General features: G+C 40.8%; 9 protein-coding genes. 5 read left to right on the forward strand and 4 right to left on the reverse strand.

Features of this window, described 5'->3' with window-relative positions:
* Positions 1-127: 127 nt before the first annotated feature.
* From ahbD to K245_RS0107935, 4 genes are all read left to right on the forward strand, one after another.
* The gene (ahbD, locus tag K245_RS0107920) at positions 128-1,231 is read left to right on the forward strand and encodes a heme b synthase (protein ID WP_027358853.1); all 1,104 of its coding nucleotides are present in this window, start codon (positions 128-130) and stop codon (positions 1,229-1,231) included.
* Positions 1,232-1,799: 568 nt separating this feature from the next.
* Entirely contained in the window at positions 1,800-5,366 is a 3,567-nt protein-coding gene (gene smc, locus K245_RS0107925; protein WP_027358854.1) for a chromosome segregation protein SMC, read from the forward strand.
* On the forward strand, positions 5,356-6,423 hold the full coding sequence (gene ftsY / locus K245_RS0107930) for a signal recognition particle-docking protein FtsY (protein ID WP_027358855.1): 1,068 nt from the start codon (positions 5,356-5,358) through the stop codon (positions 6,421-6,423). Before smc ends, ftsY begins: the two co-directional genes overlap by 11 nt.
* Before the next feature lie 330 nt (positions 6,424-6,753).
* Complete coding sequence (locus K245_RS0107935; RefSeq protein WP_027358856.1) at positions 6,754-7,020, forward strand: HU family DNA-binding protein; 267 nt, start codon at positions 6,754-6,756, stop codon at positions 7,018-7,020.
* A 154-nt stretch (positions 7,021-7,174) separates the two neighbouring features.
* Here K245_RS0107935 and ligA read toward each other — a convergent pair whose 3' ends face one another.
* The 4 genes from ligA to K245_RS0107955 all read right to left on the reverse strand — a co-directional run bounded on the left by ligA (position 7,175) and on the right by K245_RS0107955 (position 11,764).
* The gene (gene ligA, locus K245_RS0107940; RefSeq protein WP_027358857.1) at positions 7,175-9,187 is read right to left on the reverse strand and encodes an NAD-dependent DNA ligase LigA; all 2,013 of its coding nucleotides are present in this window, start codon (positions 9,185-9,187) and stop codon (positions 7,175-7,177) included.
* Between the two features lie 191 nt (positions 9,188-9,378).
* Positions 9,379-10,092, reverse strand: coding sequence for a nucleoside phosphorylase (locus tag K245_RS23595; protein WP_051283977.1), 714 nt, complete (start codon positions 10,090-10,092; stop codon positions 9,379-9,381).
* Positions 10,089-10,826, reverse strand: a complete 738-nt coding sequence (locus K245_RS0107950; protein ID WP_027358858.1) for a Fic family protein — start codon at positions 10,824-10,826, stop codon at positions 10,089-10,091. The genes K245_RS23595 and K245_RS0107950 overlap by 4 nt, the downstream gene beginning before the upstream one ends.
* Before the next feature lie 50 nt (positions 10,827-10,876).
* Entirely contained in the window at positions 10,877-11,764 is an 888-nt protein-coding gene (locus K245_RS0107955) for a hypothetical protein (protein ID WP_027358859.1), read from the reverse strand.
* A gap of 208 nt (positions 11,765-11,972) precedes the next feature.
* Here K245_RS0107955 and K245_RS0107960 point away from each other — a divergent pair.
* Positions 11,973-12,206 (forward strand): hypothetical protein (locus K245_RS0107960; protein WP_027358860.1); only part of this gene is annotated, 234 nt, incomplete at its 3' end.

Consider the following 12,206-nt stretch of genomic DNA (forward strand, 5'->3'; position numbering starts at 1 on the left):
AACAATTGCAGATTTTTGATTGATGATTTTGAAATACTGATTTGTCATTTGCAGTCAAAAATCCAAAATCGGTTAAGTTTTTTGCGGAGCTTTTTTACAAAAAAGCGACCCGCCGGAGGCACCTCAAATGAAACACGGACATCAAGCGGGAGCTGGCCATCACGCACAACATAAAAAAGAAGCGGAACTCAGGCTTGTTGCCTGGGAAATCACTAGAAACTGCAACCTAAACTGCGTACACTGCAGGGCAGCTGCAACTATGGGACCTTATGAAGGCGAGCTCGACACAAAAGCCTGCCTCACCCTACTCGACCAGATAGCTGAGGTTGGTCAGCCTATAGTGATTCTTACCGGCGGAGAGCCTTTATTAAGGCCAGATATTTTTGAAGTTGCATCTTACGGAACCTCAAAAGGTCTGAGAATGGTAATGGCTGTCAACGGTACTCTTGTGACACCTGAAACAGCTGTTAAAATGGCTGAAAGCGGAATAAAAAGAATCAGCATAAGCATAGACGGCGCAACCAAGGAAGTTCACGATAACTTCAGGGGAGTTCCCGGAGCTTTTGAAGGTGCCATGAGCGGCATAAAACTCGCTAAAGCGGCGGGCATAGAATTTCAGGTAAATACAACAATAACACAGAGAAATATTGATCAGATTCCGCATATCCTGAAACTTGCCGAAGATCTTGGCGCAGCAGCACTTCATATTTTTCTTCTTGTTCCTACTGGCCGAGGCAAATACATCGCAACAGAAGGTATAGACGCTGAAACATACGAAAAAACACTGAACTGGTTCTATGATCAGAGGGAAAAGACAAAACTTCAGCTTAAAGCCACCTGCGCACCTCATTATTACAGAATCCTGAGACAAAGAGCAAAGGAAGAAGGCAAGACCGTCACCTTTGACACCCACGGCCTGGACGCTGTTACGAGGGGTTGCCTTGGCGGCACAGGTTTCTGCTTTGTCTCACATACCGGAGTCGTTCAACCTTGCGGGTTCCTTGATCTGAACAGCGGAAACATAACAGAGGATTCGTTCGTAAATGTATGGAAAAACTCTGAAGTGTTTAAAAATCTACGTAACTATTCTCTCTATACCGGGAAATGCGGTGCATGCGAATACAAGGGCGTGTGCGGAGGATGCAGGGCAAGGGCATATGAGGCGACCAACGGGGATTATCTCTCCGAAGAGCCTCTTTGCACTTACTCACCAGCTGGCATGGCTCTATAAAAAATGGCTGTGTTCACGTCAAAAAACTTTATATTTTTATTATGATTAGACGCAAAAAAGCCTGAATTTGTATGTGCTCTGTCTTATATACTCATCAATGTAACATCTTGAACATTTGAAATGAGATAGGCCGTTTGAATGGCAAGCCTGTTGTTGCATTATTACTGGAAAACCCTTTTGAAAAAGGGTTTTCCAGACCTTTCCCAAAACTTTTATGTTTTTTTATTACGAGTTGAGAGCATCTGTTTTTCAAACAAAAGAACCCATAACCGAAAAGTTTTTGCCAAGCTTTTTTCAAAAAGCGACCCACCTGAGGCTATTTTTATAAAAATATTAAGTAGTTATTGAAACAATAAAGCTTTCCACACTTAAAAAAGCATAGCCTAAAAAATCAGAATGACTTCTCCTGGAGCTGTACCTTTTTTGCCGGCTTGCCGCAACCCCATCAACAGCATTGACCCGCGACTATTTCCTCTGATATAGGATTTCGGCACAGCAAATAATAATTTATCAAAAACAGCATCTGCTCGAATCTCTATTTAGGATTTCTATTTAAAATTCATTAAGCATGAAAATCAAAACACTAGAAATATGCGGATTTAAATCCTTTCCAGAGAAGACCGTCATTAATTTCCCCAAAGGCATTTCTGCGATTGTCGGGCCAAATGGTTGCGGCAAAAGCAATGTAATTGACGCCATGAGGTGGATCATGGGCGAGCAGAATGTAAGAAATCTAAGAGGAAGAACTTCCGAAGACATTATATTTGCAGGAACAGAAGCAAAACAGCAGCTCAATATGGCAGAAGTGTCCGTGACACTGATCAATGACGACGGCAGACTGCCTGATGTCTACAATGATTATTCTGAAATAATGATCACAAGGCGGCTTTACCGATCAGGAGAAAGCGAATACAAAATAAACCGCCATCCATGCAGGTTAAAAGACATCCATGACATTTTCATGGGGAGCGGGGCAGGTAAAAAATCATTTGCTGTCATCCAGCAGGGCAATATTGGCGCAATAACTGATGCAAGCCCTGAGGAAAGAAGATTTTTTGTCGAAGAAGCTGCCGGAGTTACAAAATACAAGGCCAGAAAAGACGAAACACTCAAAAAAATAGACGCCACAAATGAAAATCTCCTCAGAGTCGAAGATATTATATCTGAAGTAAAACGTCAGATGGACAGCCTTTCAGCCCAGGCAAAAAAGGCTGAACGCTTCAAGGAATATCAGAAAGAAATAAAAAAGCTTGAACTTGCAATTTCAGCGGTAAAATATTCGGAGCTTAACGATAATTCCAATCTGATCAACGAAAAGCTCACAATCCTCAGAAATACCGAATTAATCATAAATTCCCAGATTAGTGAAACAGGCGCTGGCCTTGCCAAGGAAAAGCTTGAACTTGATCTTTCGGATGAAACTATAGCCCGCCTAACTTCTGAAAGGTATGAAAAACTCAGACTGACAGATCAGGCTGAATCAGAGCTCAAACACTGCAATGCCGAAAAAACACGCCTTGAAAAGGAGATTGAGGATACAGGCTCAAGAATTGAAAAATCAAACGAAGAAGCAAGGAGCATGGATGATGAAATAACCCAGGCCGCTTCGGAGCTTGAAATTCTTGAAAAGCAGATAAAAGAGCTGGAAGAAAAAAAGCTTCAGGCCGAATCGTCATCCGTACGCCTTAAAAAAGCTGTTTCAAGGCTTGAAAGACTCGGATCTGAAATGAACAGGAAGTACACTGAGACAGTTGCTTTCCACGCAAGAATATCCTCTTCCATGAAGTCATCAGAAGGTGCCCTTGAAAGTATTAAATCAAGGCTGAGACGACTTGACGAGGAAGCAGAAGCTTCAAAGAAAAATCTCAAAGAATTTGAAACCTCAAAAAGAACTGCTGACGAAGATCTCGAAGGCATTCTGTGCGACATGAGGGATTCTGCCGAGGATATGTCAAAAGCCCAGAAAAGGCTTTCTGAGAGTAACTCTGCCTTGGAAGCTGCTACATCAGCGCTTAAGGACTCTGAATTCAGACAAAAAGGACTTCTGTCTGAACTTGGCACCTTAAAAAAAATGGATGAAAGCATGACAGGCTTTGGCGAAGGACTAAAAATGCTTTGCCGGGATCCCAATGTCTCTGACAGCCTTTCGGTCTTTGCCGATCAGTTCATAATTGAGGCTGGATATGAGAGAGCGGTTGAAGCGGCACTTGGAGAATCAGCCCTTTTTCTTTATGCAAATGAACAGGAAACGGTTTTTGAAGCCTTAAAGCTTCTTAAAGATAAAAAAGCTGGCAGATGCGGATTCATATTACATTCCAATCATTTGATACCTGCTACAAAAACGAATCTGAAAGACCATGCGCGGGAAATACTTGAATTTGTAAGACCACTTCCTGGTTTTGAAATAACTGTCGACGCTCTTTTAGCAAATATTTTTTTAGTTGAAGACATATACAGCATTAAATCAATACCTGAAAATCTGCTCGCAAATTCAACAATTGTGACCCAAGCTGGCGATGTGGTCAAAAATGGTTTCTTATTCAGCGGAGGAAGTGATGAAGGCAACTCAGGCATATTCGAAAAAAAGAACAGAATAAGATTCCTTGAGCATGGAATCTTAGAAGGCACATCTGAACTCGAAGCCTTGGAAATAAAGGTTTCAGAAGCAAAGAATCACATAGAGTCAGCCAGAAAGAATCTCGCTGAGGTTACTGAGACTCATAACGCCTGCATTCATGACAAACAGGAAGTTGAGCGCAAAATTTTTCAGATAGAGGAATCTATTAAACATGCAAGGAAAAGATCTGAAATAGTTATCCTTGAACAGGATCAGCTCTCAGGAGAGCTTGAGGACATGGAGATAAAGGTATCAAAGGACAAAAAGCAGTTCCTTGAAGCCGAAAAAAACATAGACCTCATAAAAATCATTCTTGAAAAAATCAGAATAAAAACTGATCAGATAAGACAAAAAACAGAATCTTCATCAGGAAGTCTTTCTGAAATAATTGGAGCATTCTCAGGAGCTAAAAGCAGGTATTCCGGAGCAAAAAGCCAGCTTGAAAGACTTGTAAAATTCAGGGATGACAGTAAATCACGCCTTGAGCAGATGTTGACCCAAATTGCTGAAAAAAAAGCAGATCTTGATAAAACCGAATTAAGGGCCGAGGAAACAAGGAAAAGCATTCATCTTCTTGGAGAAACCCTTGCTGAATTATCTGAAAGCCTCGAACAATCAAGAGAAGCCAATAACAGCATAAAAGAAAGAGTCAAAGAGCTGATCTCCCGCCACGATGGACTTCAGAAAAAAAATGATCTGATCAAGGATGAAATCAGGAATTCCGAATCTGACAAATCACAGATGGATATCCAGATGCAGGCCATTGAGACAAGAATTTCAGAAAAATACCATATTCCAATGTCCGAATGCCTGGAAAACTTCAAAAGCATTTCAGACCTTATTTCAGTTCAAGACATGGAGCAGAGCCTTGCAGCTTTCAAGAAAAGAATAGCAGCGCTCGGCGAAGTTAATATGACCGCAATCAGGGAATATGAAGAGTTAAAGGAACGTTTTGACTTTCTGACTACCCAGAAAGATGATCTTGTAGCAACAATTGAAGACCTTCAAAGCATAATCAGAAAAATAAACCGTATAACACAGGAAAAATTCATAGAGACCTTTGAGCAGATCAATTTGAAGCTCAAAGAGGTCTTCCCACTTCTTTTCGGTGGAGGAAAAGCCGAGCTTATTATGACAGATCCTTCCAAACCACTTGAAACAGGTGTGGAACTCATGATACATCCACCAGGTAAAAAACTTTCCAGACTCAGTCTTCTTTCAGGTGGTGAAAAGGCTCTTTCAGCAATTGCCTTTATATTCTCTGTTTTTATGATCAAGCCCGCGTCTTTCTGCATCATGGATGAAATTGACGCTCCACTTGATGAAGCCAATGTTATCCGTTTCAATGAGCTTGTGAAGGTAATAGGTAAAAATTCACAGATACTTGTAATAACCCATAACAAAAAAACCATGGAATTTGCAGACGTCCTTTTCGGTGTAACAATGGAAAAAAAGGGCGTTTCAAAGGTTGTTTCCGTGGATTTTACACGTGGAGAGGTTGTTAAAAATGGCGTTTAGCTTTTTCAAAAAAGACAAAAAAGCCGAAGAAATAAAAGAAACGGTTTCTAAAGAATCCCTGGAAATTCCTGAGGTTCAGATTCCTGAAAAACAAGAAAATGTTGACGAAGCAGAATCAGGAACAGACAGTGAATCAAAAAGTGACGGTTTTTTCGCAAGACTTAAAAGGGGACTTGAAAAAACCAGAAAAATCCTGACAACTGATGTTGATGAGCTATTCTCAATTAACAGAAAGATTGATGATGATCTTCTTGAAGAAATTGAGGAACATCTTATTACGGCAGACGTTGGTGTCAAAACAACCCTTAAGCTCATGGATGTGATATCTGAAAAAGCTTCCAAACTTAAAACCGCGTATGATTTAAAATCGACCTTAAAATCTGAAATAGCCGCAATTCTTTCAAAAACTCCTTTATCTGAAAAAATGCCGTTCAAAAGGACAGATAATAAACCGTACGTAGTTCTTGTAGCTGGCGTGAATGGCGTTGGAAAAACAACAACAATAGGGAAAATAGCTTCCCAGTATTCCGCAAAAGGTAAAAAGGTAATAATAGCAGCAGCGGATACTTTCAGGGCTGCTGCGGCAGAACAGCTGGGAGTCTGGGCCGAAAGGTCAGGATCAGAGCTTATTCGTCATAAAGATAATTCCGACCCTGCTGCTGTAGCCTTTGACGCAGTTTCAGCATCCGTTGCAAGAAAAGCTGATATTGTGCTGATTGATACTGCTGGAAGACTTCATACAAAAGTTAACCTGATGGAAGAGCTTAAAAAAATAAGAAGATCTGTTGAAAAGGCTCTTCCGGGCGCGCCGCATGACACGATAATGGTTGTTGACGCCACAACCGGCCAGAATGCTCTGAGTCAGGCAAAACTCTTTGATGAGGAGATAGGGATCACAGGAATAGTTTTAACCAAACTTGACGGTACTGCCAAGGGCGGAATAGTTGTGGCAATATCAGATGAGCTTGATATTCCAATATGTTATATTGGAGTTGGAGAGCAAATAGAAGACCTTCAGGAGTTCAAACCTGAACTGTTTGCCGACGCTCTTTTCTGATGCCAAGAATAAAAATAAAAAAAATAAAATTATTGTTACCTGATTATTGACTTAGGGCCTGAATAGCTGGTAAATACCAAGTAAACGACGTTTACAAAATTAATTTGTTTCACCCGAACCCAATTCAATTCAATTTGCAAAAACTGGTAATAGCGTAAATTTAAGAAAGCTTTAGTTATGTCATTGGATAATGACGATATTGAGCTTAAGTTATTTGCTTGCGGTTGAATTTTAAATCATAATAATCACAAGAGGGGAAAGATGGTTCCTGGCTTTGTTGCCCGGGTACTGTCGTATCTAAACACGTATTACAAGAGAAGGGATTGATGCATGACTAAGGCAGATCTGATTGACAAAATGGCAAGCTCGGCAGGTATAACAAAAACCGCAGCTGGCGCAGCACTCGAAGCTTTCATGGAAGGAGTAGTTGAGGCTCTCAAGGAGGAAGACGGCAAAGTTACCCTCGTTGGATTTGGTACTTTCACAAAGACCACCCGCAAAGCCAGAAAGGGAAGAAACCCTAGAACTGGCGAAGAAATCACAATCGACGCCTGTGACGTCGTCAAATTCAAGCCTGGCAAAATGCTCCGCGACTAATCAAAAAAAGCGGCCCTTTTGCTATATAGGGGCCGCTTTATTTTTCTTATCGCCTCTGGCTGGTCGTTTTTTTAAATAAAAGAACTCTTAAAAATACTTCTGTAAATTTAGATTCTTGCAAAATTCATTAATCTGAAATCTTGAAATAATTTGATCATTTCAACAATTCAATCAGTTCTTCTTCCCCCAGCACCTTAATTCCAAGCTGATTAGCCTTATCAAGTTTGCTTCCAGGGCTTTCTCCGGCAACAACATAATCGGTTTTAGAGCTTACTGAGCCAGTGACTTTTCCACCACTTGATTCAATCAGCTTTTTTGCCTCATCCCTCGACATGACCGGAAGAGTTCCAGTGAGAACAAAAGTCTTACCGGAGAATTTTCCTTGAGCAGCTTTTATTTCTGGTTTCTTCAAGACAACGCCATAACTGAACAGTTTCTCTATTTCAGCTTTATTAAGAGGATTATGGAAAAAAAATGCGATTGATTCTGCAGCAACTGGCCCTATTCCTTCAATTTTTTCAAGCTCGTCGGGTAGTGCTTTAAAAAGCATCTGGATATCTGGGTACTTTTCACTAAGTAGCACCGCTGTCTGCTGGCCTATATGCCTTATGCCAAGAGAATTGATAAATCTCCAGGCTTCTATGGTCTTTTTGGATTCTATGGCCTTAATAATGTTCTGGGCAGATTTAACACCCATTCTCTCAAGTGCGGCAAGCTTTTCAATATCAAGAACAAATAGATCAGCTGCTGATTTAATGAGACCTGATTCAAGAAGCCTTTCAACCAGGCTCTCACCCAGACCTTTAATATCGAATGAATCCTTTGCTGCAAAATGTATTATACCTTCCTTGACGACCGCAGGACATGAAACATTAACACATCTTAAGACAGCCTCATCCTTGTCCTGAAACACCTCTCCGCCACATTCGGGACACGTTTCAGGCATTTCAAACAATATCTCTGATCCGTTCCTTAGAGTCTCAACAACCTTGACCACCCGTGGAATGACGTCCCCTGCCCTTTCAACAAAGACTGTGTCGCCGATCCTTATATCTTTTCTTTTAATCTCATCTGCATTATGAAGACTGGCCCTCGAAACCATTACTCCGCCAATATTCACAGGATCAAGAAAAGCAACCGGAGTAATCGCTCCGGTTCTGCCCACCTGAACCTTGATGTCTAAAATCTTTGTGGTTTCCTGAATCGACGGAAATTTCCATGCAATGGCCCATCTCGGACTTTTTGCCTTTATGCCGAGCTCTGCCTGAAGCCTGAAATCATCAACCTTCACCACCATTCCATCTATTTCGTATGGAAGGCCCGGACGCTTTTCAAGCAGGTCATTATATACTTCAATCACCTCATCGACTGAAATTCTGCCTTTAATGAAAGGATTAACCATGAAACCGGCATCTGCAATATACTTAAGCATATCGATCTGGGAAGAAAAGCCCGCTCCTTCATGAATTCCGACTCCATAAGCATAAAAAGACAGCCTTCTCCCTGATGTTACGGAAGGATCAAGCTGACGGAGCGAACCAGCAGTAGCGTTTCTCGGATTTGCAAAAAGGGGTTGTCCTTCTTCAAGCCTGTATTTATTCAGATTTTCAAATGCAGCCTTATCCATTACAGCCTCTCCCCTCACCTCAAGCAATTCAGGAATGCTTTCCTCTGAAGTCTGGAGTTTAAGAGGAATATTTCTGATTGTTTTTACGTTTGCTGTTATGACTTCCCCTGTTTCACCGTCCCCCCGGGTAAGAGCCTTGACAAGAATCCCTTTCTCATAGATCAGCTCAAGCGCCACGCCGTCCAGCTTGGGTTCAGCTGTAAATAGAATTCTGTCTTTACTGTTTTCCAGAAATTTCATTATTCTCTGATGGAAATCATGAATATCTCCTGTATCAAAAGCATTATCCAAGGAAAGCATTGGTAGACTGTGTCTGGCCTGTTCAAATTTCTCTGCCGCGAGACCGCCGAGCCTGTGAGTAGGAGAATCCAAGGTCACAAGTTCGGGATAGGCGTTTTCAATCTCTGAAAGTTCTTTCAGCAGACGGTCATATTCGGCGTCTGATATGATCGGATCATCAAGCACAAAATATCTGTAATTATGCTCATACAGAGCTTTTTTAAGTTCTTCAAGCCTTTTGGCAATTTCACTCTTCATCATAATATCCTTGAGTCTGAATAAATTGGGGAGCTTTTGCCTCCGGCGGGTCGCTTTTTGAAAAAAGCTCCGCAAAAACTTCAATACTATTTGAGGCAGGATTTATAGTTATTTCAAAAATTATGTTCGTGGGTGTTCAAGCCCTATGCTTGCGCGCCAGAACCTTAGCGTCCCTTGCTCGTAACCAGGCATTATCATAAGCATATTTTTAGAATCAAATCACATACTGATTTACGCCCCTGTTTAAAACCCTCTTCCCTTAAGCCTGTCTTCCATTTGAGAGTAAAAAGCTCATCTGATACAACCAAAATGGCGCTTGCTGCAACTCCCCTTTTTTTCGCTACATAAAAAAAGGCGGATGTTTCCATATCAACGGCCACAGCGCCTTTATCTCTAAATAGAGCCACTTTCTCCGGGGTTTCCATATATGGAGCGTCCGTAGTCCAGATCTTCCCTTCATAGGGTTTTAAGCCTTTTTCTTCTGCTTTTTTTAATAATATTTCTGAAGAATTGAAATCAGGGTAAGAAATATTATTATCAGAAGAATCAAACATATAATGCCTTGAAACACCTTCATCAATCAAAGCTGAGTCGGGAATCAGTATTGAACCGATTTTCAAAGATTCTGAAATTGATCCACACCAGCCTGTAAATATGAACTTCTTCACTCCCCATTTTATCAGTGTCTCCATGATCATTACAGAATAAGGAGCGCCCATGAACGGCCCTGCGATGCATATATCAGGATTATTTTTTGGTATCACAATCTGGGCCATAAAAAGAGGTATTCTTTTTTCTATGGCGTCGAATGATCTGACAAGCATATCCATATCAGGCTTTATGCCAGTAAGGATTGCGGTCTTGGGAGCAGTGCCTTTTATGTCTGGAGGAGTAACTATTGAGGTCATTTTATTCCAAGCGCGTGCCAGTAAGGTTCAAAACTCTGCTCTGCAATTTCCGCAATAAGCCTGATGAAAGGCTCATATTCGCCGCTGGTGTGAGCTTTATCCAAAAATGAGTAGTATTCGAGACGACGGTTAACAGGAATCACGGCTGCCGGATATCCAGCCTTCATAAGCTCAACATTCATGAGAAGCCTTGATGTTCGGCCATTCCCGTCAACAAAAGGATGAATCTTTACAAAGTCACAATGAGCTCGTGCGGCAAGTTCAACAGGATGCATATCTGACGCACTTTTCTGATACCAGCTTATAAAACCTGCCATCTCATCGGAAACATGGATATAATCAGGAGGAACATGCTGGGCTCCGGATATCAGTACGTTAATAGACCTGTATTTCCCGGCATTGGTATCATCAATATTTTTCAGGATAAGCTGATGCAAGGATTTGATATGCCATTCCGACAGAGGCGTATTTGCACTAACAATCTCTTCAACGAAAAATATGGCTTCCCTGTGGTTTATGACCTCGAAATGCTCCCTTAAGGTCTTGCCGCCCACAGTTATTCCTTCAAGTGCGACCTTGGTTTCCATGAGAGAGAGTGTGTTTCCTTCAATGGCGTTGGAATTATAAGTCCATTGAAGAACAAGATTTTCATGCAGATTACGGACCGCTGCATCAGGAAGAGGCCTAAGCCCGTCGAGTTTTGCTTTTAGTTCGTTAAGTCTGTCAAAATTCATTTAAGTCACCCAAAGACTGCAGATTCAGATTAAAAAAAAGATATTTGTCATTATTTGCATGGATTGGCCAGAGTATAGACTTTTTTACGCTCAAAAGTGCAGACTTCGTGGATTTTGCCGTTTTCAAGAAGTTTAACTACGTGTTTGTTTTTGTTATTAAGATCGCGGTAAATTTTCCCTTTGCATTCAAAGAAACTGATATTTCCAGATGCATAATGCGGACTATTGTCTTCTTGTAAATTTACTTCCTGAATCTTAAAAAACAGCTTGTTTTTTTCAGATTTTAACAAATCCGTGCCACTACTGTCGAGAATATCATAATAGGTGAATTCAACAGGATCACCATGAGGCCAATCGAAGTAATTTAATTTTATTAGCCTTTCTTTTGTGCCATCATTGTCAATGTCAATATATCCTTCATTTCCAGGCTGGGTTGTCTTACGCCCAATCTTCTCAACAGTAATATTTGTTTTGTCAGATATTTTAATCATGAGGCTTTCTCTATCTGAGGATTTTATAAATTCAGATTGTTCAATATATTTAGATTGTGATGGTACTGGTATTTCTTCTCTTTTGACATTGAATTCACAGACAGTCTTCACTTCATTTTTCGGATTCAGATATATTATTGATTCATTCGCCCCTTCATACTCATCCTCAATCTTATACATATAAGTTATTCCGTTAAATCTAAACGGAGTGAATGAATACGGCATATGAGATTCATGATCAGAATCAGGATTGATTTCGTTACCATATATATCACTGTAATAAACATCTGATATAGGTCCACTTCCTCTTACTCGTGTCCTTTCTATTTCAGGAATGCCGTCATTATTGATATCATTGGCTTTTTTAGTATTGGCCAACATGCTTGCATGTCGGGCTGAATCAGAAAAAAGCCGACAGAGCTCACAAATATCTTTAGCAGAAGGCATTGCTGTTGCTGATTTACTTTTTACACTGGAGTTTAGAGTTTCATAAAATCAACGAGTAGCTTTACTCATAAAGGATAAAAAAACAGCAAAAAAGTCTTGACAACAAGGCCCAAAAAAGTTGCCGCGCCTTAAACATCTATAAATCTCTAATAAGGTGTTTAAGGCGCGGCAATCCGGAAAGAAAAAACCAAATTCTTCCGGAGGCCATATGTCAAAAAACAAAGAATTGGGATACTCCAATATCCCTCCAATACTGTTTGAACTCATAACATTTATAGCTGGTGCGCTACCGGTCAGATCAATCCCGACTTTCATAGAGCTTTTGATAGGGGCGATGCTGACACAATCTGGCTTCGTAACAGACGCTTTTTTGATAATCAATCCTCTTCGAAACTGGACAACATATTATAAATGGCTCCAGAAAGGTATATGGTCTTGGCTG

This window comes from Desulforegula conservatrix Mb1Pa, from assembly GCF_000426225.1.
Lineage (GTDB): Bacteria > Desulfobacterota > Desulfobacteria > Desulfobacterales > Desulforegulaceae > Desulforegula > Desulforegula conservatrix.

Excerpts from the sequence above, each read along its gene's own strand:
- smc (WP_027358854.1), top strand. The coding sequence starts at position 1,800 with ATGAAAATCAAAACACTAGAAATATGCGGATTTAAATCCTTTCCAGAG.
- ligA (WP_027358857.1), bottom strand. The coding sequence starts at position 9,187 with ATGATGAAGAGTGAAATTGCCAAAAGGCTTGAAGAACTTAAAAAAGCT.
- K245_RS0107955 (WP_027358859.1), bottom strand. The coding sequence starts at position 11,764 with ATGCCTTCTGCTAAAGATATTTGTGAGCTCTGTCGGCTTTTTTCTGAT.
- K245_RS23595 (WP_051283977.1), bottom strand. The coding sequence starts at position 10,092 with ATGACCTCAATAGTTACTCCTCCAGACATAAAAGGCACTGCTCCCAAG.
- ftsY (WP_027358855.1), top strand. The coding sequence starts at position 5,356 with ATGGCGTTTAGCTTTTTCAAAAAAGACAAAAAAGCCGAAGAAATAAAA.
- K245_RS0107935 (WP_027358856.1), top strand. The coding sequence starts at position 6,754 with ATGACTAAGGCAGATCTGATTGACAAAATGGCAAGCTCGGCAGGTATA.
- ahbD (WP_027358853.1), top strand. The coding sequence starts at position 128 with ATGAAACACGGACATCAAGCGGGAGCTGGCCATCACGCACAACATAAA.
- K245_RS0107950 (WP_027358858.1), bottom strand. The coding sequence starts at position 10,826 with ATGAATTTTGACAGACTTAACGAACTAAAAGCAAAACTCGACGGGCTT.